At 40.7% G+C, this 26,410-nt stretch carries 33 protein-coding genes and 2 pseudogenes; 24 read left to right on the top strand and 11 right to left on the bottom strand.

The annotated features are described in order from the left end of the window. The first annotated feature begins 42 nt into the window (after window positions 1-42). Entirely contained in the window at window positions 43-660 is a 618-nt protein-coding gene (locus MKY35_RS14070; RefSeq protein WP_342444032.1) for a 2,' 3'-cyclic nucleotide 2'-phosphodiesterase, read from the top strand. Between the two features lie 42 nt (window positions 661-702). Continuing rightward, window positions 703-1,296 carry a stalk domain-containing protein gene (locus MKY35_RS14065; RefSeq protein WP_342444031.1) on the top strand — a complete coding sequence of 198 codons (594 nt, stop codon included), beginning with the start codon at window positions 703-705 and terminating at the stop codon, window positions 1,294-1,296. A 143-nt stretch (window positions 1,297-1,439) separates the two neighbouring features. On the opposite strand, the gene MKY35_RS14060 is transcribed toward MKY35_RS14065, so the two are convergent. Further along, entirely contained in the window at window positions 1,440-1,892 is a 453-nt protein-coding gene (locus MKY35_RS14060; protein ID WP_342444030.1) for a GyrI-like domain-containing protein, read from the bottom strand. Window positions 1,893-2,151: 259 nt separating this feature from the next. On the opposite strand from MKY35_RS14060, the gene MKY35_RS14055 reads away from it, so the two are divergent. The 7 genes from MKY35_RS14055 to MKY35_RS14025 all read left to right on the top strand — a co-directional run bounded on the left by MKY35_RS14055 (window position 2,152) and on the right by MKY35_RS14025 (window position 5,683). Then, window positions 2,152-2,412, top strand: a complete 261-nt coding sequence (locus MKY35_RS14055; RefSeq protein ID WP_342444029.1) for a PH domain-containing protein — start codon at window positions 2,152-2,154, stop codon at window positions 2,410-2,412. Window positions 2,413-2,692: 280 nt separating this feature from the next. Next, entirely contained in the window at window positions 2,693-3,463 is a 771-nt protein-coding gene (locus MKY35_RS14050; RefSeq protein WP_342444028.1) for a phage antirepressor KilAC domain-containing protein, read from the top strand. 39 nt (window positions 3,464-3,502) lie between these two features. Beyond that, complete coding sequence (locus MKY35_RS14045) at window positions 3,503-3,724, top strand: hypothetical protein (protein ID WP_342444027.1); 222 nt, start codon at window positions 3,503-3,505, stop codon at window positions 3,722-3,724. Further along, window positions 3,699-4,199: a phage holin family protein gene (locus MKY35_RS14040; RefSeq protein ID WP_342444026.1), complete on the top strand. Its 501-nt coding sequence runs from the start codon at window positions 3,699-3,701 to the stop codon at window positions 4,197-4,199. Before MKY35_RS14045 ends, MKY35_RS14040 begins: the two co-directional genes overlap by 26 nt. Continuing rightward, on the top strand, window positions 4,177-5,127 hold the full coding sequence (locus MKY35_RS14035; protein WP_342444025.1) for a GH25 family lysozyme: 951 nt from the start codon (window positions 4,177-4,179) through the stop codon (window positions 5,125-5,127). Before MKY35_RS14040 ends, MKY35_RS14035 begins: the two co-directional genes overlap by 23 nt. A gap of 2 nt (window positions 5,128-5,129) precedes the next feature. Further along, window positions 5,130-5,252 (top strand): hypothetical protein, encoded by a 123-nt coding sequence (locus tag MKY35_RS14030; protein ID WP_342444006.1) that lies wholly within the window; start codon window positions 5,130-5,132, stop codon window positions 5,250-5,252. A 107-nt stretch (window positions 5,253-5,359) separates the two neighbouring features. After that, window positions 5,360-5,683 (top strand): hypothetical protein, encoded by a 324-nt coding sequence (locus MKY35_RS14025; protein ID WP_342424938.1) that lies wholly within the window; start codon window positions 5,360-5,362, stop codon window positions 5,681-5,683. An 811-nt stretch (window positions 5,684-6,494) separates the two neighbouring features. On the opposite strand, the gene MKY35_RS14020 is transcribed toward MKY35_RS14025, so the two are convergent. Continuing rightward, on the bottom strand, window positions 6,495-6,812 hold the full coding sequence (locus tag MKY35_RS14020) for a hypothetical protein (RefSeq protein WP_318627230.1): 318 nt from the start codon (window positions 6,810-6,812) through the stop codon (window positions 6,495-6,497). A gap of 36 nt (window positions 6,813-6,848) precedes the next feature. On the opposite strand from MKY35_RS14020, the pseudogene MKY35_RS14015 reads away from it, so the two are divergent. From MKY35_RS14015 to MKY35_RS14000, 4 genes and pseudogenes are all read left to right on the top strand, one after another. After that, a pseudogene (locus MKY35_RS14015) lies at window positions 6,849-6,983 on the top strand (sporulation protein); the annotation flags it as partial. A 170-nt stretch (window positions 6,984-7,153) separates the two neighbouring features. Beyond that, on the top strand, window positions 7,154-7,957 hold the full coding sequence (locus tag MKY35_RS14010) for a discoidin domain-containing protein (protein ID WP_039271252.1): 804 nt from the start codon (window positions 7,154-7,156) through the stop codon (window positions 7,955-7,957). A gap of 253 nt (window positions 7,958-8,210) precedes the next feature. Further along, window positions 8,211-9,356: a hypothetical protein gene (locus MKY35_RS14005; protein ID WP_342444024.1), complete on the top strand. Its 1,146-nt coding sequence runs from the start codon at window positions 8,211-8,213 to the stop codon at window positions 9,354-9,356. A gap of 14 nt (window positions 9,357-9,370) precedes the next feature. Further along, window positions 9,371-9,757, top strand: coding sequence for a hypothetical protein (locus MKY35_RS14000; protein ID WP_342444023.1), 387 nt, complete (start codon window positions 9,371-9,373; stop codon window positions 9,755-9,757). A gap of 406 nt (window positions 9,758-10,163) precedes the next feature. Here the strand turns inward: MKY35_RS14000 and MKY35_RS13995 are convergent, their stop codons facing one another. Continuing rightward, window positions 10,164-11,054: a hypothetical protein gene (locus MKY35_RS13995; protein WP_342444022.1), complete on the bottom strand. Its 891-nt coding sequence runs from the start codon at window positions 11,052-11,054 to the stop codon at window positions 10,164-10,166. A gap of 160 nt (window positions 11,055-11,214) precedes the next feature. Here MKY35_RS13995 and MKY35_RS13990 point away from each other — a divergent pair. Together MKY35_RS13990 and MKY35_RS13985 are read left to right on the top strand one after the other, a co-directional pair. Then, a pseudogene (locus tag MKY35_RS13990) lies at window positions 11,215-11,421 on the top strand (YolD-like family protein); the annotation flags it as partial. 14 nt (window positions 11,422-11,435) lie between these two features. Continuing rightward, entirely contained in the window at window positions 11,436-11,612 is a 177-nt protein-coding gene (locus MKY35_RS13985) for a hypothetical protein (RefSeq protein ID WP_342444021.1), read from the top strand. A gap of 696 nt (window positions 11,613-12,308) precedes the next feature. Here MKY35_RS13985 and MKY35_RS13980 read toward each other — a convergent pair. After that, window positions 12,309-12,974 carry a Crp/Fnr family transcriptional regulator gene (locus MKY35_RS13980; protein WP_342444020.1) on the bottom strand — a complete coding sequence of 222 codons (666 nt, stop codon included), beginning with the start codon at window positions 12,972-12,974 and terminating at the stop codon, window positions 12,309-12,311. 112 nt (window positions 12,975-13,086) lie between these two features. On the opposite strand from MKY35_RS13980, the gene MKY35_RS13975 reads away from it, so the two are divergent. The 8 genes from MKY35_RS13975 (at window position 13,087) to MKY35_RS13940 (ending at window position 17,040) form a co-directional block, all read left to right on the top strand. Further along, the gene (locus tag MKY35_RS13975) at window positions 13,087-13,764 is read left to right on the top strand and encodes a lactate utilization protein (RefSeq protein ID WP_342444019.1); all 678 of its coding nucleotides are present in this window, start codon (window positions 13,087-13,089) and stop codon (window positions 13,762-13,764) included. Window positions 13,765-14,136: 372 nt separating this feature from the next. Beyond that, window positions 14,137-14,415 (top strand): hypothetical protein, encoded by a 279-nt coding sequence (locus tag MKY35_RS13970; protein WP_342444018.1) that lies wholly within the window; start codon window positions 14,137-14,139, stop codon window positions 14,413-14,415. Between the two features lie 2 nt (window positions 14,416-14,417). Beyond that, on the top strand, window positions 14,418-14,699 hold the full coding sequence (locus MKY35_RS13965; protein WP_342444017.1) for a hypothetical protein: 282 nt from the start codon (window positions 14,418-14,420) through the stop codon (window positions 14,697-14,699). 125 nt (window positions 14,700-14,824) lie between these two features. Then, on the top strand, window positions 14,825-15,451 hold the full coding sequence (locus MKY35_RS13960) for a hypothetical protein (protein WP_342444016.1): 627 nt from the start codon (window positions 14,825-14,827) through the stop codon (window positions 15,449-15,451). After that, entirely contained in the window at window positions 15,448-15,972 is a 525-nt protein-coding gene (locus tag MKY35_RS13955; protein ID WP_342444015.1) for an accessory gene regulator B family protein, read from the top strand. Before MKY35_RS13960 ends, MKY35_RS13955 begins: the two co-directional genes overlap by 4 nt. Window positions 15,973-15,980: 8 nt before the next feature. Further along, window positions 15,981-16,103 (top strand): cyclic lactone autoinducer peptide, encoded by a 123-nt coding sequence (locus MKY35_RS13950; RefSeq protein ID WP_342444014.1) that lies wholly within the window; start codon window positions 15,981-15,983, stop codon window positions 16,101-16,103. A gap of 17 nt (window positions 16,104-16,120) precedes the next feature. Beyond that, a complete protein-coding gene (locus tag MKY35_RS13945; protein WP_342444013.1) occupies window positions 16,121-16,510 on the top strand; it encodes a LytTR family transcriptional regulator DNA-binding domain-containing protein in 390 nt (129 codons plus the stop codon). A gap of 329 nt (window positions 16,511-16,839) precedes the next feature. Further along, window positions 16,840-17,040, top strand: coding sequence for a hypothetical protein (locus tag MKY35_RS13940; RefSeq protein WP_342444012.1), 201 nt, complete (start codon window positions 16,840-16,842; stop codon window positions 17,038-17,040). Window positions 17,041-17,053: 13 nt separating this feature from the next. On the opposite strand, the gene MKY35_RS13935 is transcribed toward MKY35_RS13940, so the two are convergent. The 3 genes from MKY35_RS13935 to MKY35_RS13925 all read right to left on the bottom strand — a co-directional run bounded on the left by MKY35_RS13935 (window position 17,054) and on the right by MKY35_RS13925 (window position 18,743). Further along, window positions 17,054-17,338: a hypothetical protein gene (locus MKY35_RS13935; RefSeq protein WP_342444011.1), complete on the bottom strand. Its 285-nt coding sequence runs from the start codon at window positions 17,336-17,338 to the stop codon at window positions 17,054-17,056. 635 nt (window positions 17,339-17,973) lie between these two features. Continuing rightward, the gene (locus MKY35_RS13930) at window positions 17,974-18,195 is read right to left on the bottom strand and encodes a DUF6199 family natural product biosynthesis protein (RefSeq protein WP_307345765.1); all 222 of its coding nucleotides are present in this window, start codon (window positions 18,193-18,195) and stop codon (window positions 17,974-17,976) included. Between the two features lie 113 nt (window positions 18,196-18,308). Next, window positions 18,309-18,743: a hypothetical protein gene (locus MKY35_RS13925; protein ID WP_029517855.1), complete on the bottom strand. Its 435-nt coding sequence runs from the start codon at window positions 18,741-18,743 to the stop codon at window positions 18,309-18,311. Between the two features lie 239 nt (window positions 18,744-18,982). Here MKY35_RS13925 and MKY35_RS13920 point away from each other — a divergent pair, with 239 nt between their 5' ends. Further along, entirely contained in the window at window positions 18,983-19,717 is a 735-nt protein-coding gene (locus MKY35_RS13920; RefSeq protein ID WP_029517854.1) for a large adhesin, read from the top strand. Window positions 19,718-20,624: 907 nt separating this feature from the next. Here the strand turns inward: MKY35_RS13920 and MKY35_RS13915 are convergent. The 4 genes from MKY35_RS13915 to abc-f form a co-directional block, all read right to left on the bottom strand. Further along, a complete protein-coding gene (locus MKY35_RS13915) occupies window positions 20,625-21,722 on the bottom strand; it encodes an endospore germination permease (protein ID WP_342444010.1) in 1,098 nt (365 codons plus the stop codon). A gap of 28 nt (window positions 21,723-21,750) precedes the next feature. Further along, window positions 21,751-22,971, bottom strand: a complete 1,221-nt coding sequence (locus MKY35_RS13910; RefSeq protein ID WP_342444009.1) for a Ger(x)C family spore germination protein — start codon at window positions 22,969-22,971, stop codon at window positions 21,751-21,753. Between the two features lie 12 nt (window positions 22,972-22,983). Continuing rightward, window positions 22,984-24,600 carry a spore germination protein gene (locus MKY35_RS13905; RefSeq protein ID WP_342444008.1) on the bottom strand — a complete coding sequence of 539 codons (1,617 nt, stop codon included), beginning with the start codon at window positions 24,598-24,600 and terminating at the stop codon, window positions 22,984-22,986. Window positions 24,601-24,886: 286 nt separating this feature from the next. Then, complete coding sequence (abc-f, locus tag MKY35_RS13900; RefSeq protein ID WP_342444007.1) at window positions 24,887-26,374, bottom strand: ABC-F type ribosomal protection protein; 1,488 nt, start codon at window positions 26,372-26,374, stop codon at window positions 24,887-24,889. Window positions 26,375-26,410: the final 36 nt, after the last annotated feature.

The following is a 26,410-nucleotide window of genomic DNA, read 5'->3' as shown; positions in this document are numbered from 1 at the left end:
TGGTAATATTAGGACATATATACTATGTAGGAGGTACGGATAATGAAAAAATGGTCTTATTTACTCAGCGGTGTGTTAATTGGTGCGGTTGTCGCTACGGCTGGAAGTGCATTTGCGGAACAAATCAAATCTTTAGTTGGGGAAAAGGTCGCTGGGGAGTATGCAGTAAAGGTTAACGGAAACTCTCTTGCAGAAAACGCGATAGTAGTTGACGGAAAAGCGCATGTTCCCTTGCGAGCTGTAACCGACTCTTTAGGAGCGGATCTAAAAGTGGACGGCAAAACAATTCAGATAAGTACAGAGTCACCAACTGAAGCCAGTACGACATCTACGGCTATTCCTGAAAAGAATTCTAGTCTTAATAAAGTAGAAAAAGAAGTAAAATATGCGGGTTGGAGCAAAGAGAGATTAGAACAAAGAAAAGATGAACTAGAGAAATATATTTCAGAATCCGAAAATAGCAAGCAGAAGTTATCGAAAGAACTCGACATTGCAAATAAGCTATTAGAATCCAATCCGTTTAATTCAGAAAAAGCTTTGGCAATTGGTGAATCGAATGCGGAAAAAACAAAGAAAGAATTAACTAATATTGAAAGCGATATAGCTAAATATAAGACTGAACTAGAAGAAATAAATAAGGCTATAGAAGCACTTAAATAAAATAGAAACGAATAGATCATTAGCATTAGCGGAGGCATTTAGATGAATAAAAAGATGTATCTGTTTATAGGTGCTTTACTCGGAGTACTACTAGCTACTTCTGGTGGAGCTGCGGCAGATCAAGTGAAATCGCTAGTTGGGAAGACTGTTGCAGGGGAATACAATGTGAGAGTAAATGGAACAAAATTGACTGAAAACGCTATTGCCGTCGATGATACAGCGTATGTACCTTTGCGCTCGATCTCAGAATCTTTGGGGGCGAACCTAGCGGTGAAGGGGAAAACTATTGAAATTGCAACAGGAAATCCTTCTATTAATGTGGTTGTTAAAGAGCAGTCACAAGCAATAGCTTTGAAAGATAACCCATATACCAATTGGTCCAAGGAACTAATTGTAAAGCACATTGGAACTGTGCAGGAATTGATCGAAATAATTAATAATAATATAAAAAAATATGAAAAGTCATTGACTGACATCGATAGAAAAATAGGTGCAGCGGGCCACGATCAGAGACTTATTGAGCGAATTGAAAAAAGCGCCACTAAGACAAAAAAGGAATTACAAGAATCCAAAGATAGTTTATTAGAGCATAAAAAAGAGCTAGAACAACTTAAAGCAGCATTAGCTACTAAATAAATATGTAGTAATCTAGTAGCAAACAAAAATTATATACTGTATACACAAAAGCCCTCTTAAACAGAGGGCTTTTACTCTTATATAAGGGAATGATATTAGACTGCCTTTAATAATAGGAACACCCCTATGCCTTAATAGGTTTATTAAATCGGAACGCAAATTTCGCAATAATGATTATTAATAAGTTCAACTGTATATCGCTCCAAGATAGGTCGGGTTTCATCTAAGCTAAACCTTTGATTTTCCAACTCCAGGAATATTTCAGTCCAAGCCTTTTGAACAGCTTCTGCTGTATGATTTATTTTAAAAACAGCGTATCTTCCTCCACTAATGTTGCTCAAGTTTACTTCATCAGTATTAACACAGTAACCATCAGGAAGAACCAAACATGCATCGTAGCGACAATTTTCCGGCTTCACAAATGCAGGATTATCTTGGGCAATACCAAGGATAATAGATGTATTATTAAATAAATTATTCGATTTAACCCAATATTTAAATTTCTCCATTAGTTGTGAATTGGCAATCCCATAACGACCAATCTGTCTCATGTATGCAATTCTACAAGACGGTATTTTTTCAATTTCAGCCTTCATATTTTCTTCTCTTTCTTTTTAAAGTACATCGATGTCTGAAATCATCTTATAATGCTTTAAAATGATAAACAACTCAATTTTAAAAATAATCAAATTAGCGTCTATACCCAAAGAGTAGACTTATGTGCCTGCTCAACGAGTGTGATATTTAATAATCGTGTCCCGTTAGTTCTGCAAATACTAACTTGTAATATTGTACGGATTAACCATATATTATATAATCATACTTGCACATCATCTCAAATCGGGAGGTTGAACGATGTTAGGAATTGATGTAAAAGAAATAGAAGAAAAATTAGTAATAACTTGGCAGTTATCTAAAACGGTAATTCCACTATCTGATATTAAAGACGTTTCTAATGATAATACTTACGGGGGAGAGGTAAGAAACGCCATAAGAATAGGCACTCCTTACGGAACTACGGATCGTGTTGTTATAAAAACCAGTTCTCAAACTTACATTTTGTTTACTACTAATGGTGATAACATTATGAAAAAAATAAAATCCTTTGTACATTAAAAGGCTCTCAAGAGCCTTTTAATGTTGGTTACCAAAGTAAGACCACATTTACAGTTGTACCATTCGTATACTCAAATCATTTTACTAACTCATTACTCAACTATCCTGCCCGTTAGCTAATCGCGTTGTCTGTCTACAACTTTATATTTACCGAACAATAATTCCCTCTAAAATCCGAAGCGTTAAAGCAACAGAACCAATTTAAGATATAAGTATGAAAGCCTCTGATAAATCAGGGGCTTATTTTGCGTCTCAAAATAAATTATAGGAGTGAAAAGGGATGAATAATGGTTTAGTTGTTTTTGAAAATCAGCATGAAGTGACAATACTGGCAAGGGAAGACGTAGGAATTGATTTCAAAGGTGACTTTTTAATAAGTGCAAAAGATGTTGCTTCAATCCTGGAGTACCAAGGAGAGAAAGCGACTAATAATGTATTGAAATTCTGCAAAGAATCTCATATATATCGAGTAAAGAATTCGGACATTCTGAATCGGAATGTCCGAAAAATGAATAATGCAGGAGAGGCTTTTATAACAAGTTTTGCTTTGAATCGTGTACTTGGACAATCTGGTCAATCCAAGGCTGAGACGTTTCAAGATTGGTTATATGAAGACATTCTTCCTTCGATCCAAAAACATGGTGTTTATGCAACAGATGACGTCATGGATAAAATACTAAACAATCCTGACTTCGGAATTGAACTCTTGACTAAACTCAAAGAGGAGCGCACTGCCAGAGTAGAGGCTGAAAGAACAAATGCGATTCTGATGCATGTTAACAAGACCTATACTGCTACGGAGATTGCAAAGGAACTTGGATTCAAGTCGGCAATTGCTCTGAATAATGATTTAGGGAGTCGTAAGATTCAATTCAGACAAAATGACACTTGGCTGCTTTATAGCAGATATGCGGATTGTGGCTATGTTGAAATCAAACAAGAAGTTCTTGATAACGGTAAAGTGATCTATCACCGTAGATTTACTCAATTAGGCCGTGAATGGCTAGTGAAAATTTATAATAACGAGCAATTAAAGGCATCTGCAAACTAAAGGTGTCTTTTTTTGTGTCTGAGGGAGGTGATGGAACCCATGGCAAAAATAAAATCTACATTGGATATACAACTGGATCTAACAAGGCCAGTTGAAGAATTAACTGAGGTTATTTCTGCTGTCATTGTTTCGCAACCAGCGCGCCGGAAAGAAATACTTAAAGGATTGGATATAGCAATAGGAAATGCATTAGCAGAGATACAGGCCCAGGAAGAAAAGGAACAGAAAGTAGACGATGATAGCTCAGGAAAAGTTTCCTGAACGGAGAGACGGGGGAAGCAAGGTGGATAAGTGGGAGGTTTTTAAGTTCAGCACTGCTTTAGGAAGCAGCGCTGTGACGTATTTTTACGGTGGGTGGTCGGGAGTATTGGGGGTGTTACTTGCTCTGGTCATTATTGATTATGTGACCGGATTATTTGCCGCTGGCGCAGAAGGCAAGAAGGGAACCGGACCCGGTTTAAAAAGCAAGATTGGTCTTATCGGTATCGCTCGAAAGGTATTTATTTTCGCAATGGTTGCTGTATCCCATCTAATTGATGGAGTCTTAGGCGATTCGCACCTATTCCGGGATGCGGTCGCCTATTTTTATATGGCAAATGAGCTGCTGTCCATTTTGGAGAATGGTGGCAGACTCGGCGCTCCTATTCCGCCTGTGATCCGACAGGCCGTAGAAGTTTTAAAAAGTAAAGGTGGTAAGGAAGGAGAGAAAGAGGATGCAACAACGAAACAGCCGTAATGCTCAAGGGATTGACGTATCCCGTTATCAAGGAAAGATTGATTGGAAGGCAGTCAAGGCGGATGGTATTTCATTTGCCTTCATTAAAGCAAGTCAGGGACAACGATATGTTGATCCAACATTCACCACGAATGCTAAAGGAGCCAGAGCAGCCGGGGTATTGTTGGGAGCATACCACTTTGTAGACGCAATCAGCGTTGAGACAGCCAAAGCGGAAGCGCGGCATTTTGCTGAGGTGTTGAAACAGGTAGGTGGTGGGAAATCATTGGACTTTCCGCCTGTAATGGACTATGAAAATAATCCCGGGAACCTGTCTAAAACGCTTATTAGTGCTGTAGCGTTGGCCTTCCTGCTAGAGCTGGAGCGACTTACAGGATGCAAGCCCATTATCTATACAGGCAATGCATTTGCAGCCAATTTTAATGCTTCATTGGGCAGCTACCCACTATGGATAGCCCGATACAGTGATACTCGCGTCCCAAGCGATACAGTGACGTGGAAACATTGGGATATTTGGCAATACAGCGATAGCGGCAAGGTAGCCGGGATAAAAGGGAACGTGGATATGAATGAGTATGACGGTACAACGGACGAACTGCGAGAACGTTTCGCAAAGCGCCCTGAGCAGACGGAGACAGTCACGTCCGGTTCGTTCGTCGTAAATGGCAAACAGGTAGGGAAGACGCTGCTCTTTAATGGCAGGATGTATGTTCCGCTGCGTGTGCTTGCTAATGCCTTGGGTCTGTCGTGTCATTGGGACACCAGCCTCAAGGTCGCTTATTTAAATGGAGCCAAGCTGCAATTTATCCAACTGGTCGAAGGAGTGGCATACGTGCAGCTCAGACCCGTTGCGGCGGCATACGGTGCTGTAGTGTCCTGGGATTCAAAAAATAAAATCGCATCGTTGAAAACGAAAGGGGAAAAGTAATCATGCAAACAATTATCGAAACTGTACAGCCTTATGTAAATACCATTGTCACAGCCGCTGCGGGTGTGCTTACAGCATTTGTTTTAGGAGGTCTGAATAAACTCAAGACTAAGGTTAACGTGTAGCTAGAAGCGCGTACAACGGCAGCACAACGTGAGGTAATCCATAAAGTAGCAGGAGAGGCTTTGCACTTGCCCAGACTACGTTTAAAGATGCTGGTGGGGTTCATAAGATGCAAGAGGCTTTACAGTATGCATCCTTACGGCTTACGGAACAGGGCATTGTGGTATCGTCTACGGAGTTACAAGCAGCAATTGAAAAGGCATATCTGGAGTATAAGGCTAAAACAAAAGCGGTACTCGCTACTGAAGCACAGCCAAATGAGGAAGCGGCACAAGTAGCAGCTAAGGAAGCTGTATCGGATCTGGCTGCAAAGCTTAATGATTTCTTGGCACAGGCTACGGCTGAGGTAATGCCAGACGCTCAGGTTCAATCTGCACCCGAGCCTATTTCTGCATCAGTAGATTCCGTACAAACTCCAGTCATTACAGAGTAAATCTAAAAAACTAATGCCCTGCTGGTTTCGGCTGGTGGGGCTTTTTTTGTTTTTGCTCATATAGGATGTACCCATAAGATTTGGTATGTAATATAAAAGCCCTCCATTTAAGGAAGGCTCTTGTTAAACGCTGAGCATGCAAATCATAAATCAATGTGATTTACTACGTCTTTTCAAAAAATTTACAAAAAGCATAACAAGTAGTATACAGAAAAATATTGCAAAAGCAATCACGATCCACCACTGAGGGTCAATTATATACAACACGACTCCGACAAGCATGACTGTTGTTGTTATTGCAATTCTCACTTTCAACATTGTGCTTTTACTTATCCGAGGCTCCAATTTTTGTATTGTAATTTGAATTATTATAGCAAGTACAACGAAAAATATTGAAGTGAATGAATTATAGATAATATCAGCTCCCTTTACTCATTATGCCTATCTTGTACTCGGATGGGGGCTGTTAAAGATGGGAATTAAGAGTTGCTTGTGATGGAATATCCTGTACGCATCAAGTTAATCGTAATTCCTTTGCCCTTATCTTGGTTTTTAAGGATTTGTGCAAAAAGTCCTGCTCCTGCCCCTATTACTGCGCCAAAAACACCCGATCAAACGACTGTTACTATGGAATAGACTAATCGGATACAATTTCAAAGTAAACACTAAAAGCTCTACTGGCCAAGCTAGTAAGAGAAGAGTGCTCAAAGGTGCGACTGTGGGAGAAGTTACGCAATAGGTTTAGTGATTGGAATCAGATAAAGAAAGCCGGAGAGAAAGCGTAAGCTTCTTTCCGGCTTTTTGGCATAGTTCAACAGAATGAGTACTTGTTCAGCAGTATGAAGTTATGGATAAAACCCTCTTCTTGTATGAAAATGGGGGTTTGAATTTTCGATGTGAAATCATAATAATATACGCCGCGTCTTTCTGCCTGATTTTTCTGAGAAGTGCTGCCCAAATAATAGACCCCCTTGCCGTCCGGGGACATATAGACAAATTGGCGGGATAAAAAGGGCAACTTTATTTTGGTGCGTTTACCTGTTGCAATATCAACCAGACTATACTCGGGATTGCCGTGATTAATGAAACGAGTGGTTATGAGGAGCAGCTTATCATTACTGCTGGACATTGAAGTTATTTTCTCTTTTTTTAGTGTGACGATAGAATGTGTGGAGAAGGTGGCGTAGGTGCTGATATCAGATACATAACCCCTAGTGATAACCGGGGAGCAGGATCATGGGTAAGTCATCAGTTAGAAAAGTATGCTGATGGAATCAAAGTGAGGTTTATCGTGAAATAAAAACAAGGACTCAACCAGTATAGAAGCTGGAATGAGTCCTTTTTAATACCCAATAAAAAATAAATATGCAAAAATATAGAACATATTTATAGATAAGCAAGTTTATGTTTAGACACATTTCCTCAATTAAATTATTCTTAGTTCTATCAAACATATTGGAGGATCATTTAATGAAGAAAGCATGTATAACGATTTTATTTTTAGTTCTTTTATCTTTACCCTTATCGAATGTTTTTGCGGCTGAAGCAGAGTATTCAGAAAATCTGGTTCCGCATATGACAACTAACATTTTGCCATCTGGAGTAGCAAGCGCAAGTAATGAATATTCATATGCATATGAGGCGTTTAACAAGGAATTTGCGACAATTGCTAGTGCATGGACATCAAGTACAACTTCTGCTTGGTTAAGATATGATTTTCCTAAAGCCGAAGTTATTGAGCAATATGTTATATATCCACAGACAACGGCAACTGATCGTGCCCCTAAAGACTGGACTTTCGAAGGCTCAAATGATGGGGTTACTTGGAACGTGCTAGACACTCAGTCAAATATCAGTGGATGGGTAGATAGTACTCCAAAAAAATTCGCTTTCTCTAATTCTAATTCATACAAGGATTATAGAATTAATATTACAGGTAATAATGGAAGTCAGTATCTAGCTCTTAGCGAATTGGAGATGATGTCTAAAGTATCAAGTTCCACTCCTAACCCAGGAACAGAGGAACCGACTCCAAACGGGGATCGTGCAATTCTGGTAGTTACCATGACAACTGGTTTGGAAAAGGAATTCGACCTAAGCATGAAAGAAGTCAATGACTTTATTGCCTGGTACGAAAGCAAGCAGGCTGGTTCTGGATCAGCATCATATGCTATCAATAAGCACGATAACAATAAAGGCCCATTCAGTAGCCGTAAGGATTACATGCTATATGATCGTATCCTAACGTTTGAAGTAAGTGAATACTCTAAATAAGTAAAAAGCTCTGCTAACCTTAATTGGTCGGCAGAGCTTTTATCGTTTTTAACAGGCCTGTGTTAGGCTGGATTATATTTCGTTTTAGCTTCTTCATATAATTTGCCGAGGTTACGAAACTCAATTGTCGTCCTTTACCACGTTGAAAATATGTTTACTATTTAATATTTTTCGTATATATTAATATTTGGAAATTAGTTTTCATAAATTTTTCCTACAAAACCAGATTAAATTAACAAAGGAGATTATTTTAATGAGTATTTCATTAAGAATAGAACGCAAATCCGGTGGTGAGCCAATTGAGTTTGTAAAAGGTGAAATCACTGGCTTTACTTATAAGAATAATAGTTCCATAAACCTTTCAGCTAAGTCTACAAACTTGGCTCATTCGCTACATATTCGAAGCAAAATTCCGCTTCATTCGCTTCCTTCAGTTATAGACAAGGCGGATAATTCCAACATGCTGTATACATGGGCAAATACAGAATATAAACCTGATAGTGAGGATTACTATCGCAAATGTAATATCCAAATCGTTAGAAATGAAAACACAATCCGAGATATTACGTTTACACACGCTTATGTAGTTAAGTATCAAGAACAGATTGATACCAGTAAAGAGATCCTTGAGTTTGAACTTGTTCTAAAACAAAAAGAAGATCAATTGGGAAAAATTCAATACAGTCCTCAGTTAGAACCTAAGGAAACAAGAGAAAAGGATCAGTCTGATGTCTCGCAAAAAGTACTGGAAGGCTCATATAGTAAGAATATGTTAGTGTATGCGGGAAATAATACTTTTCCGTTTGAAAATCCGATGGTAGAACTAGAAAAGACTTGGGTGCGAGGCGTAGAGAAGGTAAAGAATTCGACAGATACTGTATTACATTATCCTGATCGTAAAGCATTTACATTAGTAGCTGTTCCTATAGCTCGAAAGAAGTACGGAGACATCACAGCCAATTTACTTAAACATTCACTTGATTACAAACCAGGACATTTACACTTTAACGAGTGGTCGTATGAGGCGCAGCAAATTAAAAAATCCAAAGAACATAATATGTATGTAATTGATAAAGCAGTACAAAAAGCTAACGACAAAAAAGTTAAAAGTTTTTCAAGTGATGGGTCTATTGCAATTGAAAGTGACAGAGATTTGTATAACGCTTTTCACAAAATGAAGTACAAAATAGATGGAACATATGTAAAAGGACAATGGGAAATTACTACAATATATTATGATAAATATAATTTTGAATATAATTTCAAACAAATGTTTACTGGGGACAACAAACTCGGTTGGGCTGCGGCCAATCTAACAAATTTAATGGAATCATGGGGAACACTCAATGAGTATACATCTTATGTTACAGTAACTGATACAAAAAAGGCTTGGAAGTGAGGTGTGAAGTGCAGATGAAACGCAGATACATCTACATCTTGATCTCTCTACTAGTAATAACTACTACTATATTTTTTTTGGCAAATTCTGGAGATGACACGATTAAGAAGTACCCTTATGGAAAAGATACGTTAGAGTTTTTTGGAGATGGGACTTTTCAGATTTACAGGGGGGGAGGAGCGGGTGAGCCTCCAATACTATACACTCATCAAATTGAAGCCCCAAATTCAGTGATTGATAACGTTCTGTCTTATAAAATAGAAGATAATATCGTATACGTGGTTGGTGAAAATAGCTTCATTAAATTGGATTCAAGTACCAACACTTACGTGAAAAAGAAACGGATTTCCGACTTTACTCCCAAAGATAGAGAGATATTTAATAAATTAATGGAAAAATAAAAACAAGTTTCCGGACCTACCTAGGTTTTTTTTGTGGTATAATCTGGATTGTGCGACAAAACGGCTATAAAGGGCGGTCGGCTAATCTCCCGGAAGGGAGGTGACGCCATGGAAGTTAAAGACACACTGATGTTGATGATTCAATTCGCAACGTTGGTGATTCTGATACTTTCTTTCCATAAACGGAAATAGACCGCCCTGACGAGGATACGGTCTATTTCTGGATCAAACCTCAATTGCTGACCGCTCTTATAGCGGTAAGTCGTGCAGGGGACGGTGGCTGCCGTTCCCTTTTTCTATTCTTATGTTATCATATTCATTTTATTCAGGCAATGGAATTACCTTTGTTGACAATAGTCATAATGGTTATAGAAATATTAAAACCCCGGATTGCTCCGGGGCTGTTTTATTCGAGACCAAATTGTGCTTTTGCTTGTAGTTTGTTGCCTTGGAATGTGAAAACGGCATTTGCACCAGGTCCGACTTCACCTTTATACGAATACATTACAGTATAAAATTCGTCTCCTTTTTCACCAACCTCTGAAACAGCCTCACCGGAACCACCGATAATTTTCGCAACTTCCTCATAAGTCATTCCATTTTTAATCTTGTTATATTTAGCTTTGGTAATGGTTCCGAGGTTTGGCGATTCTGCTACTGTCCGACCCTCTATTTTTCCGTTATATAGTTTCCAATTGGCTTCTCCCTTAACACCACGGGAACCAAGTTCACCCTTAAAGGTAACTATATCCCCCGGATTAAGACCATTCAATTCTGAACGATCTGAAACTTTTACAACGATAACATCCCCGAGTTTTTTCTTTTCAGTGCTAATATCTGACCATGATTCACCGTTGTAATCTGCTGGTTTACCATAGACATAAAGGCTGCTTGATCCAGCTTCAATAACAACACCTGACCATGAAACAACTTGGTTTCTTACACTATCGAATGTTTCCCCTTGCTTGGATACTGGCAATGCAAAGAGAGCAGATGAAAACTTATCAAAAGGAAGCGATGTGTCAATCAATGGTTTTTTAGCATCAGTCTGTTCATTTTGGACTGGTTCAGTAGTAACTTTGTTCTCATTAACAGGCGTGGTAGCTACTGGTTTGGAATTAGTTTCGGCTGGTTTCTGAGTGTCAGCGACTGATATTCCAATAATAAATACTAAGAGAGCAGCTAAACCAAAGAGAAACATTTTCTTAGCCTTGCCATTCTTTCTAATTAAAGCTATAGCCCACAAAACAAAAAACACAAAAAAAACCAGCAAAGCAATCACAGCAATTGCAGTCATTACATAACCCCTATCTATTGGTAATATTATTGTAAATTAGTATATATGACCTAGGAATAATTTTCTAGTACAAAAGTTTTAGATTCAGAACGCGAAAGGTCTCGTCTAGAACATATGTTCTTAATATAATTTCTACATAATACATCAGGAGGCTACATACATGTCGGAAAAATTAGAAGGTAATGGCTTGTGGGAAAGCAGTCGGATAATCATCCCTGAGCACAAAGAAGCTTATTTGCGTTTAATGAAAGACCGTCAGCGGCGCGGTAAACCGGAGCTGGATGACCAAGAGGTACAATTGATCGAGCAGGCTCTAATAGAGTCTTACAATACACGTACAGCCTTGACAGTGATCGTATTTAGCCCCACTTAAAATTGGCTATGAACTGGCTATGCGCTGGACAAAGGGGCAGCACGCTTTCTTCGTTGTTTCTCACGTTGACCGTCCCCATTGCCATATATACTAGAATTCAACCTCCCTGGACTGTACGAGAAAGTTCCGAGATTTTATTGGTACTGCTCGTGCCGTTCGTCGGCTCTCTGACCGTATTTGCCTAGAACAGGGATTATCTATTATTACCAATTCAAAACACCATAGCAAAGGGAAGTTCAATCATTATGGCGAGTGGCTTGGGATTCGTCAGCCGTTAACATTCCAAGATAAATTAAAAGCGCAGATTGATGTTTTTCTTATAATGAAGCCGCCAGATATAAATGTTTTTTACATGCAATATCGTCTGCTGGATATGAGGTCAAGCATGGCTGCGGAGGTACAATCAGCTTCCGCGCAGAGGGGCAGCAACGCTTTACCCGGCTTCGGGCTTCCACGCTTGGTAAAGCTATAGTCAGGAGGATATAAGGGCATTTATTGAGAGTCAGGACACTCGACAGGAACGAGGCAAGGTCATTCTAATTGAAGATATTGAATCTCGCATGAGAGCAGGAAAAGGCCCCGCTTATGAACGTTGGGCCAAATTTTTAACATCAAACAGATGGTAGCGGCGTAACAGTATTTGCAGAATACAAAGCGGCAAAATGCAGCCAAAAATATCTTGCAGAGCATGGGGCCGATCTTGCCGCTTATCGGACGGCGCAAGATACTTTCCGACGCTTATTGTCAGGGAAGAAGCTGCCGAAAATAAATGCGCTCAAAGCAGAATATCGGGAGCTGGGTTTGGTGAAGGCACTCCCCAACAAGCAAAGAAGCAAGTGTTAATACATTTGCCCTGCTTGCCGGTTAGTGAAAATCTTTTTCTACTGCTTTTGCAATAGCTTAAATTCGTTTCTATAAAAGTCAATCAAGCCGTCCCGCTTCATCCATGCAAGCTCTCTGGATAAAGCACTTCGATCTACATCTAAATACTCGGCCATGGCTTCTCTATCAAAAGGAATAGTAAAAGTTTCTGTTCCAGCTTCATGCATAACTCTTGTTAAATAAGTTAAGACCTTATCCCGAATAGTAGGCATAATCAGACAATCATTTCGGTCATGCAGTTCTAACGCTCGTTCTGCAATACTATCAAAAAGATTGCCAAGTAATTGTTCGTGTGCCATAAATAACTTCGTACAACGGCTCAATATGCTTTTGATAGGAATAAACAGAACCTCAAGTGGTTCTATTGCCTGTACTGACATAGGGCATCTTCTTCCACGGCTAGCCGCTGTTAAAACTGCGGTATATCCACCCGGATAATGGAGGGATATAATAATTTGTTTTCCCGTGACGCTCAATTTCGTACTTTGAGCGCTACCCTGCAATATGATGCCGACATCATCAACTAAATCGCCCTCACGGACAATCATTTCATCTTTTGCATATTCTTTCCGTGTGGCTGACAGACATTTAAGCATTTGGGGAATAACATTTGGGGGAATCCCCGAAAATAAACGTGATTGACATAGGGAATCTAAATTGTTCATGAGAGACTCCTCGTTGCACGTGCAACATACTTTTTCTTTTTACTATACTATATTAATCATAAATACATAAGAAGTTAGTCACCTTTTCTAACGTCAGAATGGAGGAAAAACAATGCAAGGGAAAGAAAATTCAATAAAAGCGAGAAATCGACTTTTAGCCTCAAAGGTTATTAAAAATCTGCAAAGCAGAAGGTTTGAGGCTTATTACTGTGATAACGCCATAGAAGCTGTAGAAAAGGCACTATCATTTATTCCGGAACATTCTTCGGTATCATGGGGGGGGTCGGTCACGCTTGAGGAAATCGGGCTCCTTAATCGAGTACGTCAAGGCAGCTATATAATCACTGATCGTGATAAAGCGCAAACAATGGAGGAACGTTATGACCTCATGCGCCAATCTCTTTTGTGCGACACCTATTTAACGAGCTTTAACGCCGTTAGCGAAGATGGCATATTGGTCAATATAGACAGTGTGGGCAATCGAACAGCGGCGATTACCTTTGGACCGAAAAGTGTTGTTGCTATCGTTGGGATGAATAAGGTTTGCAAGACCGCTGAAGACGCACTTATAAGAGCCAGAACATATGCGGCCCCCATTAATGTATACCGCTGTTCGTGTTCATCCAGCCCGTTTTTACACTCGCCGCAAAAAACGCCCTGCCTAATCAATGGTGCTTGCGGAGATTGTAAAACAGATGATTGCATCTGTTCTTACATTGTCCAAACAAGAATGTGTAAAGCAGCGGGGAGAATAAAGGTTATCCTTGTTGGTGAATCTTTGGGATTTTGAATAAGGATTATAGTTTAATAGCTGCCAAACGGCATATAAAAAAAGCCGCCATTTGGCAGATGATGGTAGTGTCAAGGTGACACCAAATGAATCCACTGGTTGTGCAACGCTGCTTGAGTCAGAAATACTGCTGGTCGAATCCCTTATTTGAGGTAATTGCTCCTCCGCTAACTAGTTACTCCGGTATATCCAGCTGCTCCGGTGGGGACTGTTATAATAGGAAAACTGCAAAAAAGCCCGGTACACGGGCAATAAAATTCGAGCTATCACATTGCACAAAATGCCGCCCCATTGGACAAGCTGGGCGGTATTTTTATGTCTGGATAGCGATACTTCGGGTCAACCTGGCCAGTGTCAAAGGAGGTAAAGCAAATGTCAAAAACTGAGCAGAAAAAGCTGGACACGGCAAAAGGTAATCCTGAGAATAAAATTCCTACCAAGGAACAAGGATCTTCTGATAAGATGGCACAAGCAACCGAAAAACCCTCCATTCCGAAAACAAAATCAGAGACATCAGTTCCAAAGAAAGAAACAGTTCCAAATGAGCAGCAAGAGGTGAAATCCCAGCTAGATTCTCCTAGCGGTCAAAGACATATCCCCATTTCTGGAGATACCGTCGTACCTTTTGAGAAAATCAAAGAAATGGTTTGATCATGGCCTATGAATGCGATCCAGCTACGGCTGACGCAGAATTTCTGCTTTCTAAAGCAAAATATAAGGCGATAACAGGCCGACAGCAGAAACAGGATGTGTTGTATTACCAGATACGTCAATCGTTCCCGCCGGGTGAAATTGATGCGGAAACCTCGTTTGATGATGAGGTAATGACTGGTGTGATAACAGTAATCAACACGGCTAGACGCGAAGTAAAGCTGTCTCGTGGGGAAGATGATTTTAGTTGGATTAAGCTAGAGGATATTGTTTCGACAAGTTGAAAATAATTACCTCACATATACACAATTAATTCCATATCCAACTGGTATTTGGATTGCCACACATTGGTAGCAAATGTAGTATTAAAAGTGTGTTTGTTACCAATTACGTGAAGGGGATATGTGTTATGTGGGAGCCTATTAGGTTCTTACTATTTTCGACAGCGGAAGCTATGGCCGCATTTTTTTTTATGACTGCTATATTTCGTTTAAGAGGAATTGATTATGTCTGGCAAGGATTATTTGTGAGCTTAATAATGAACCTCCAGAGCTACATGCTCCGTGAAGAAACTTCCTTGTCTTATCTGGCACCAATAGTTAATATTTTGTTGTTCACATTTCTATTGGAAACAGTTATTAAGGTACCAATATTATGGTCGGCGATAATTTCTATAGCCGGAGTATTCTTATATGGTGCTGTTCAAGCCATAATACTGGTGGCTGCATTCAATGGGATGGACTCTAGCCATCTACAAAATACCACCCAAGGAGCGTTATTACAAGCGTTAACCAGTGCCCTGGTCTTCTTGATATCTTGGTTTTTGAACACATTCAGGATTGGATTCACATTTGATTTCGAGAGACTTCGCATTAAATGGGAACATACCATAGTAACAATTCTTATCGTTACGTCCCTTGTAGCTGCCGCATTTATCATGTATGCGGCTGATCTTGCACTTATTATTATTTATTTCGTACTCGCTGCAGGAATGTTTTTATACTATGCATTAAAAAAAGAAAGAGAAGAGGGGTGAATACGCTGATTGAGGTTTTAGCCTTGCGTATAGCTCAACACATTAAAAATGTTGTGCCGGACCATCCTGCTTCTGTGGCCGTTTTAAAGCACGCTATGGCTGTAATATTAAACGTAGTGTTTATTACCAGTATGACACTCTTTGTTTCTGCTTTTACAGGCTTCACAATTGAAGTGTTGATTATAATGGCATCATTTGCTTTCCTGCGTCAAATGACAGGCGGGCTGCATCTTAAAAGTAGTATGTGGTGTGTTGCAGTTTCTACAGCACTCTTTACAGGGATGTCTTTTATAAACTTGGATTACAATTGGACAACAGGCACAACTTTGTTTAGCATGCTGCTAATTCTGATTTTTGCACCTGCTGGGATAGAGCGGCAAACGCGTATACCCCCACGCTATTTTCCACTGCTTCGGTCCGGTGCTTTTATTGCAGTGAGCTTTAATTTATGGATTGGCAATCCATATGTAGCTATAAGTTTTTTAGTGCAATCTGTATCTCTAATTAACTTTAGGAGGTGAAAACTAACATGATTAAAAACATCTATAGCACAATTGCATCGAGCCTTGCTGCCGTTGCACTAATGTCTGTCAGTGTTGCAAGTTTGGTGTTTGTCCACAACCCGGAACCTCCGGAAGAATTGCTTAAATAAAGCTGGAGATGAAACTAATGGATGAAATCGTAAAGGAACTAATAACGGTTACTAAGGAAGTAAATGGGGACATCGTAAGTATACCAATTAGGGATATTCTTTTTGGCATATATGATGGATTAGTAGATCGGATAATAGTTCATACACGCACCGAATTTTATTATTTACATTCAACGCTAGTTTTTTGGACAACTACATTAAGAAATAGTGGGTACAATTTTTTCAAAGCAGACCGTTACCACATGATCAATGTGGATAATATAACTATATTGGACGAAAGGAAAAGATGTGTTTATTTTGACGAAGAACCTAGTAAAAAGTCAAAAAGATGTTTGCTGGCATATCACAAATTTACGGAAGTCCGTCAAGAGTTATTATTTTTAAACCCCAGTATTTTGATAACGTAAAGAGTCGTTAATGTGCGACTCTTTTTTGTCGAAAACAGCGATTTTATTCGACAAAATTCATATAATGAATTTTTGTTGCCAAAGCACCTAATATTGGCATTTAATATAGGTATAAGGTTCGATTTTGAAAATAAAGGGAGGCGGATAAGCCTAGATAATTATATAGATTGGGTGTAACAAAAAAACGCCTCCCATAAGAGAGGCGCATAGTGTGGGGTGGCATCCCTGCCAGGATAGCCAAGTTAGTCCCACCTCTAATATTCCACAGAGAGTATACAGGATAATCATTTATCAGTAAACTACATTTCAATCACACAGGAGAGGTTTTTATGATATTCTCAAATGAAGAAAATTATATAGGTATCAAAGAGAATGACATCTTCACTTATCCACTTGAAAATGGGACTATTAGGGAAATTGGAGTACAGTCTGTTATTGAAGAAATTTGGGAATATGGAGGAAGAAAAATTTCACCCGAACAGTTGGTGAAAATACTTAATTACATCAAGTCTGTCACATCGCAAAAATGAGAAAAAAATAGCTTTAACGAGTAACCGTTAAAGCTATTTTTTTGACCGCATTTTGACCGCGACTTTTGAGAATGCAGGTGAATTTTGAAGTATATTGCTTATCTGAAATTAAAGCATTACATATTGTGTTCAACCTAAAAAACATACTGGGACTCAAAGGGAAATAGAGAGCTTTTGTATCGCACCCAAGTACATCAATGGGAACGTGATCAATATCTGACGCTGTATTAAAATGAGAAATCCCTTGGCGCTCTAAGCGTTGAGGGATTTTTTTGTTTTTGGGTAATCCATCCGTCATTTGAGACTAATTAATTCTCCCCACAAAAAATATTATTAAAGTCGGCCCTCGGTAAAAGACTCATAGTTCTCCATGCTATTCATCTCTATTTTTTGGAGATGTGTATAAACGTCGGCTGATATTTGGATGTCACCACGTCCAAAGCCTCTCCTGTACAAATTTCATTGTAGCCCTAGCTCCATGTAGCAATACCGCATGATGTTATATATGCGTTTGTCCGAACAAAGAGCATAACGCCAATCAGTTTCACGAGAGAAAATTTTAAAACTAACATTGAATGCGAAATATGTGTTGGATGCCTTGAAAGCCTTAGAAAGAAAACAAGTCATTACACCCGGGTATACTAGCTTTTCTAAGCCACTCACTCTCGAGAGTGACGAGTCGAGTTTTACATTGTTCTTCCTTATAGGATGGCTGTTTTGATGAATAAATACTATGCGAGAAAAATGATCTTTACTACTTACTACAGCGGCAGGTCGGTCTCTGAAGATTAAGGAAATTCGATTACTGGAAGCTTTGGATGAGAGACAGATTTCTGTTTTGAAAATATACTAAATGATATTTGAGGAGCATCAGCCAAACAGCAAATTCCGTTTCAATATGGTATTTTGGTGATTGGTAACAGGTAGTGGAACTTATAGGAAGATAACCAAAAGTCCACATACTAAAAAGAAGGACCCAAAGAGTATAGATACAGAGCCTCTAAATTTCATGTCGTCAATGTAAGCGTCGCTTGGTTCTGAGTCACCTTTGATCTTCCAGGCTTCGTTTGCACGCCATCCCCAAGTGGGGTTTCGTTTACTTAAAATACCAAGTGAGAAAAAAATAATCGCAATAAAAATAAGCATGAATCCCATTTGATCAACTCCTTAAGTAAACTATACCAAAAAAGAACGACAGATGGAAAGTGTCGTCCCTCAAGGACAGATGGAAAAAATGAGGGCTTTGCCCTCCATATGATGGTGTAATGTTAATCTGAATAGGCAACCGCATTAAAACTTTCTATTCCTATTCGGGTGGCATCCGCTGTGCAAAATAAATATAAGGTATACACCAATTCATTTGATGGTGGTAGAGGGACATTGTAATCGGATGCATTAATGGTAACGACCTGTACAGCGTTTGGGTTTGCTTCGGAGACACTAACAGAGTAAAGGGCGTATGCAACAGGAGAGTCGAGAGTGCCTCTAACAATAGAAATAGCAATAACGGAGTCAAAAGGTGGAGTAGTGGGAAATGAAAGCTCAGCAATCCCTGATAATTGTACACGCATATTTTCCCCAGCGCCCGTCACGTCTAAGCCAAGCTCTGCAATGGCAACAGGAGTATTGGCTGGCATGGAGATTGAGATCGTATTACCGTAACTTGCGTTTTGAGATGTTCGAGCATCTAACAATCTAGTCATTATCTCATCTCCTTTTTTGGGTAAAGATTTTGCAAGCTGGAAATAGAAAGATACATACAGTGCAGGGGCTGGATCGGTTGATAGTAGGGCTATTAAGCTTTAGAAGGATAAGCAGTAATAATCTAACACGATAGGGTCAGACCTATGCCTATTTTCCCAAGATCAAGTCAACAGCCCAATCTTTTTGGTTAATTGCACAATAAGCTACTTTGACTAGACTTTGGAGGTGATCATTAATTATGTTTAGACATTATTATTGGCAAAAGAAAATGCATCGGAGAAAATTTAGAAGATGTGTAGTTAAAAAGGTCAAAGTTTTACCGAAAGTTATTGTTAAAGGGATCCGAGGACCTCAAGGACCTCAAGGACCTCAGGGACCGCAGGGAGCGCAGGGACTGCCGGGCCCACAGGGAGTTCCAGGTGCTCAAGGCCAGCAAGGGCTACAAGGTTTTCAAGGAATTCCCGGACCAACAGGACCCGCAGGAGCAGTGGGGCCAGCAGGACCAGTGGGACCGGCAGGAGCGGTAGGACCAGCAGGAGCAACGGGAGCAGCAGGGCCAGCAGGCGGCGGGATATCAGACTTCTTAAGTGTTTTCCGAGCAGATCCTGGTACGGGAACGGACACAGTTCCGGGTAACTCACCAATTACCTTTACTGGAGTTTTGGCTAATGTTGGTGGTGCATTTACTTTCACTCCTCCATCTACAACGATAACAATCAACGAAACGGGAAGCTATCTAATAGATTTTACAATTCATAACCAAGGTGATGCTGCCTTTAACCTTACCGTAAATGGAATCCCTGTTACTCCTGTTCCCTTCACGGGTAACGGTGGCGGACCAATTTCGGCAGAAGTCATTATTACTGTAGGGGTCGTTCCTACAACTATTCAATTGGTAAATGCAAATGCAACCCCAGCCCAACTTCATAACTTTACCAATACTACTCTTACTATATTAAAGTTGACCGTTTAAGCCATTTTTAATGATATATAGAACATTATATGTAGCCGCTTTAGAAAAGACTGTACGATTTCATATCGTCAGTTTGTCTAATTCACTTATAGTAAGCAGACGTATTTATGGGGGAGGGATTGTGTAGCATGGCAAGAGGACGTAGTGGCAGTAATAAGATCCATTAAACACTATCACTACTCCAAAGCCTATCTATAAAGTTAAAATGGTAAATCCGCAGTAACATTGTAAAAAACAATGATATTATTCAAACATAGAAATATGAATGCTAAGAAGGTTGGGGAACTTTTCCTACCTTCTTTTTGTTGTGACATTAAAAAAAGAAGTTTATTCGCTCGGAAATCAATAGTAAATCTGGATAAGTCAGACGTTGTTCTGTATTTATAGAAGTTTGCAAATGCAGTCCATCCGGCATCGGTTAGCGTCAAATGAAGGGCATTGGTAGGGCGACAGTTCCAAGTAACTCCAATCAGTGGGGAATTTTTAACTGGCTGTCAAAAAAGCATCAGCGGGCGCACATAATTGACCTGATAAGTTACAAAATCACACTAATGAAGATTTGCTGGAGCTACTTGTATCTGTATCGCACACAAGTTCACCAGTGGGAACGTGATCAGTATCTGTGCTTTATTAAGAAGTGAAATCCCTTGGCGCTCTAGGGGAAATGACCCATTGGTGAGATAAATCAAGACACCTTCAAGATAAATGGAAATTCTCTTTCTGAAAATGCCATAGTGGTAAGCGTAAAGGCATAGCATAGTAAAACAGCAAAGAAAAATTGAATCATGAAGCTAAAGATTGCTGACAAATTGGTCGAAAACATCAGTAAGTTCTTCAACATTAGTCATTAGAGAATCCAATGTGGCTAAGACAAAGAAGAAATTAGACAGTGTTGAGAAGGCTATAGCTAACTATAAGTCCTTCTCTTTTTCTTCCGAATTAGCATGGTCAGGAAAAGGAGGACAGGCAGAGCAATCTGAAAGATAGGCCAGACTCGAACCAAGGCTACATGAAGACCGAACCACAAAAATTCGGTTAACCTAGGGGAGAGAAACGTAAGGGCGTATATGATGATACTTAGCAACAGTAAAGCAGGCTTATATCTAAAGGGGGTTATCGTTTGAAGCCCAATGACGGCACCAAACATAAAACCAGCCGTTTTGACTCCGATTCCAATAAATAGAATCATCGAAAACAGGACATCAGCTCTCTCAACGATCTTCGGAAGCTGAATTAGTTGAGTAACCTCAAATAAGGGATAGGTGCTTGATGCTGCCCATTCCGGACCTAGAACCAGGACTGTGAGTTCATTCATTACAATAAGGAACACAGCAGTGATCCAGTAAACAATGATGATCGATCGCTGTAATTTACGTTTATCCGTGACGATCTTGAACAGCACAAGAAAAAGAATCGTCTGCCCAAAGGGGAAAGACACAATCTCGGGTATGGCAGCCTTCACTACGGGAGTTAAGCCGTTCTCCAATACAGGAAACAAAAATTCAAAGTGTATGAGTCCTGTAAAAGGAGTAAGCACTAGTATCATGCAGTAACCAAACGCAACAAGAAGCAGAAATATATGACATAGAAGGAACCAGACTTTCGGTCCAAACCACACCACATCGGCACAGACAATTAACGCTATAAACGTAATGACTTCAGTAGGGGTTCTGTTCAGCAATGTCAATGCGCCAAGCTCACCAATGTCCCTGACACTCCTGGAAGCTTCGTAAGCAAAGTAACTGATGAACAGAAGCCCCCCCAGACTACCAACCCATTTACCCCAATAATGGCATAAGAGCTCGTACAAATCCCGATGTGGATCAAGTTTATGCATGGATAAGTACATTGTTAGCAGTATGAAGCCCGCAAGTGCACCGATCAACATGGCTAGCCATGCATCCTGTTTGGCTTTACCTCCCAATAGGAATAATGTTGTACTGCCAACCTGAAATAAGGAAAAGGCGATAGCTAACCCTGATACTCTGGTGACGGTTTTATTCATACTTTTTAAGCCCCTTTATAAAAATGGGTTAGGTTTGACTTCCGATATGCTTCTGTAGGAGGCCAGGACGCTGAATCCGTGCATCCACTCGAATGTCCAGTTCTATCTTCTTGAATTCCTGATCCCAGTCTTTTTTCACCGTCTCCCACTCCCTTGGGAACCTCCTGTGAATCCGGTCAGCAAAACCAGTTGCGTCTACACCAAGTTCCTGAAGTTTAGCCCAGCCCTTATTTATCGTACTGGTCACTTCTTTTGCAATCTCTTCTTCCAGATCATGTATGGTCTTCGTCTTGGAAATATCCTTAGTGCATGTAGTTTCATTTAAAGTCCCATTAATTTTTACTCCAACCTGCATTGTGTAATGAGAACTGGTTTTTCTGGGTGTAAGCTTTACATTAGCAGAGTTTACTAGTATGGAAGAGTACATTTCCCTACCGGGTTGTTCGCTGCATGGGAACGAAATTTCGGTGTTGTTAATCTTTTGAGACAGATAAGATACACCCAAACTCTCTTCCTTGTTGAGAAACCCTTTGAGCTTTCCTTTTTGGAATACCGCCAATTTAGTCAATGCCAATTTGAGCGGGGCCGAGGTTTTTTTGAAGACATCCAGACTCTCTGCTTCCTTCTCATCCTGATAGTCTCTGTCTCCGATCATCTCGGCGACAGGGACTTCAATAGATTTGGAATCCGAGTTCATGCTTAATACGAAATCATAAACCCTAACTTTCGGAAACACCGATAAAATATTGCTCTCTTTGTTGACCAATTCAGCCATGGCGGCGCCTTGAACAGGCGGCAACAATTTCTTTAATAGATCAGATGCTAGTCCGTCCGATACAATCATATTGACCATCTCCCTCGCTTCCGTATTACGAAGATAAAAATCGATTAAACGGTCCATTCCCTTCTCAGCCGCTCTTTTGCCGATATATACAACACGATTATGTGCTACGTAAATTCGTCTTGATGTTTTTAAATTGCTGTACGATAACGCCTGATTATAGGTTTTGGACTTTACTGAGAATACATGGGATGCCGGTTGAGAAGACCCTCCCGTTCCTCCTCCGGTACCACTTGCAAGGGCGGAGGGAATAATAATCTGATAGGACACCATCCACTGTCCATCGTCCATCATATCTACTCCTGTAGCTGCATTTACCCACAGCTCATTCAGTTCGACTCGGTTCCAGCAACCCGGCAAAATGAATAATATGACCAAGACCCAAATAAACCTGCCTAATTGAGACATATCGATTCCTCCTTACGCCATGGGATCTCGGCCGTATTCCCCCGCCTGTTCTGCAAATGATTCCTGTTCCGTTGCCTGCTTTACTGGATTGGAATCCCCAATCATTACAGGCCGCTTCTTCATCTTCCACCTAGGTACACGCACAAACAGGTCTTTCATATTGCTTTTATAGAAAGGTGCGAGCGGCATCATATAAGGAACGCCAAACGAATTTACAGATACTAATCGAACGAGGATGGGAACCAAGACTGACAAAACGCCGTATAACCCCAATAAACCTGCCATTAGCATAAGTCCAAATCTGAGCAAACGAACAGACCCAGCCATATTGAATGCAGGTAACACAAAGTTGCAGATGGCTGTGAATGATACCACAATGACCATAGCTGCGGAAACCAATCCCGCCTGAACGGCAGCTTGTCCAAGAACCAAAGCCCCAACGATAGAGATTGCAGGCCCTACGGCGCGCGGCATTCGTACTCCTGCTTCGCGAATAACCTCAAAGGTCAGCTCCATTATCATTGCCTCAAGTAGGGCTGGCAATGGTGTATTTTCTCTCTGTGCAGCTAAAGTGATGAGCATTGTTGTAGGCAGCATTTCCTGGTGAAACGTAGTTGTTGCAATAAAGAACGCGGGTAAAAGCAATGCCAAGAAAAAGGATGCCATCCGAACGATCCGAAGAAAAGATGCTAGATCATAACGTTGGTAGTAGTCCTCACTGGAAGAGATGAAACGAAAAAAGGTTACGGGAGCAATCAGGGCAAATGGGGTCCCATCAACCAATATCGCTACTTGCCCTTCAAGCAAGCTGCCTGCTACAGTATCCGGCCGCTCGGTGTTAACCATCGTTGGAAAGGGTGTCCATACCCCATCTTGAATAAATTCCTCGATATATCCACTTTCGAGAATACTATCAGTGTTAATGGAATCTAATCGTCTGGAGATTTCCTTAACCACCTCTGGATCTGCAATACCTCGAACATATGCTACCGATACCTTCGTTTGCGTGTATGATCCGATAATTCGAGAATCAAAGTGGAGTTCAGTTGATTTGATCCTTCTCCGGAGGAGTGCGATATTGGTGGAAATATCCTCGGTAAACCCTTCTTTAGGACCGCGAATTACTGTCTGCGATGTTGGCTCCTCAACAGCTCTTTTAGCCCCCCCGCTGATAGAAGCAGCAAAGGCCTTGGAGCTGCCTTCGACGAGGAGAGCCACCTGTCCATGAAGAACGGCATGGATAAGTGCTTTCTCATTTTTAAGGCAAGTGATGCCCCCAATAGGAATACGATCCATCAACCAACTTTCAACATTACGATCAGAGAGATCCCCATTTCGAATACCTGCAGTAAGTTCCTCCAGCAGTGTCGTTAAAATTTGCTGATCAATCAGGCCTTGAAGAAAACCTACAGCGAGAACCGGATTGCCCTGTTTATCGTTCAAACAACGAAGAATGAAATCCGTGCTATGTCCTATTTCCTGCTTCAGCAGGGTCACGTTGTCCTTAAGCGTGCCACTCAGTTCCTTAGATAACTCAGTCGATTTTTTATCATTAACTGGTTCAGAGCTCGTACCATTTTTAGATCGTGAAGGCTGCTTAAACAGCCATTTTTTTAACTTGTCAACCATAGCAATACAGTTCCCTTCTAGATAGCGGTAACTGTAATATGTTGCTATTCCACGTTTTATATGTACGGACCTACCAATATAGCTCTCAGTCTTAGTGAAATAACTATTAGAATGCCCCCAATAGAAAGAATCGGCAGCCATGGATGAGAAAATAAAATCCTAGACTGCCGATGTTCTATTGAACTCTCGTGTCCCTTAAGTTCAATCGCTTCCCTTTTCATAAAAGTTGTTGTGCAAAGCTTTCTACCGTTGAATCATGTCTTACTCCAAGTCACTTTGTAAAATTCTAATCTCCACCGAGTTCAATCGTTTTCGTGGCGACACGGTCATGAAATTCCCGATCATGTTCCACGAATACAATGGTCGGCGTGTACTCAAGCAACAGCTCCTCAATTTGCATCCGGGAAATCACGTCGACAAAGTTGAGCGGTTCGTCCCAAATATGCAGATGAGCCTCCTCACATAGGCTTCTCGCGATCAGAACCTTCTTCTTTTGCCCGCCGCTAAACGCCGATATATCCTTTTCAAACTGGATGCGGGCGAAATCTAGCTTACGTAACACGGCCTTAAATAAGCTTTCGTCAATTCTGTGCTCTGCTGCATAATCGGAAAGCGTTCCTCGCAGATGAGAAGTATTCTGGGATACATAGGAAACGCGAAGCTGAGGCTCCCGTTGAAACGTACCTGTATAATGTAGCGTCTCATCGTTCAGCAGGCGAAGCAAGCTAGACTTACCTGAACCATTTGGACCTGAAATTGCAATCCGATCTCCTGGTTCGATCGTCAGACAAATGTTCTTGCAAACCGCTCTTTCCCCGTAGTAAATCGTGACGTGATCCAGCATAGCCAGTTCCGATTTGGGATACACGAGCTGAGAGATCGCAAGGCTTTCTGACTGTTCGATATTTCGGAGCAATTTCGATTTTTCCTCTAAAGCGGCGTGTTGCCGCTGTTCGATGGATTTCGAGCGTTTCATCATTTTCGCTGCCTTATGCCCGACGTATCCCTTGTCAAGCTTGGAGCCGGAGTTTCGTGTGCCGTTCTTCGATTTTTCGGTCTCGAAAGACCAGCCGCTAGTACGTTTAGCAGAAGCAGATAAACGCTGTATGTCTTTGTACAGCTTTTCGTTTTGTGCCATTTCGAACGTATCTTGGCGAGTTTTGTTCGTCCACCAACTGGAGAAGTTGCCTTTTTGGATTTCGATATTCGTTTTGTTGATCGATAGAATATGATCCACACAGCGGTCGAGAAAAGCCCGGTCGTGTGAAACAAGAATAAAACCGCGCTTCGTATTCAGATAATCGGCGACAAGCTTGCGTGCGTGCAAGTCGAGATGATTGGTCGGTTCGTCGATGAGCAGAAATCGATTGTCTTGGATGAATAGCACGGCCAGCAATACCTTCGTCTGTTCCCCTTGGGACAGCGATTCGAATGGCCGGTACAACACGTCTTCTGAAACCTTAAGCAGGTTCAGTTCGCGCATCAACTTCCAGCTCTCATAGCTTGGCACGATCTCTTCGACGACGTCTAAGGTCAAATACTCCGGGTGCTCGACGGGAAACGGAAAATAATCAAAGGCGACTGGTGTGGAGATCGTACCGCTGTATTCGTATTTCTCCTGCAACAGGTTTAAGAACGTCGTTTTCCCCCGACCGTTTCGCCCCGTAAAGCCCAACTTCCAGTCTGTATCAATTTGAAAATGAACATTTTCGAATATGGGGTCATAGCTGCCTGGATAGGCAAAAGTAAGATTGGTTACCTGAATGGCGGGCATGGCAGTCATCCTTTCGTTTGGAAATAAAAAAGAGCC

Source organism: Paenibacillus sp. FSL L8-0638 (assembly GCF_038593075.1).
In the GTDB taxonomy this organism is placed as follows: domain Bacteria; phylum Bacillota; class Bacilli; order Paenibacillales; family Paenibacillaceae; genus Paenibacillus; species Paenibacillus polymyxa_D.
This window is presented reverse-complemented; position numbering and strand designations above follow the sequence as displayed.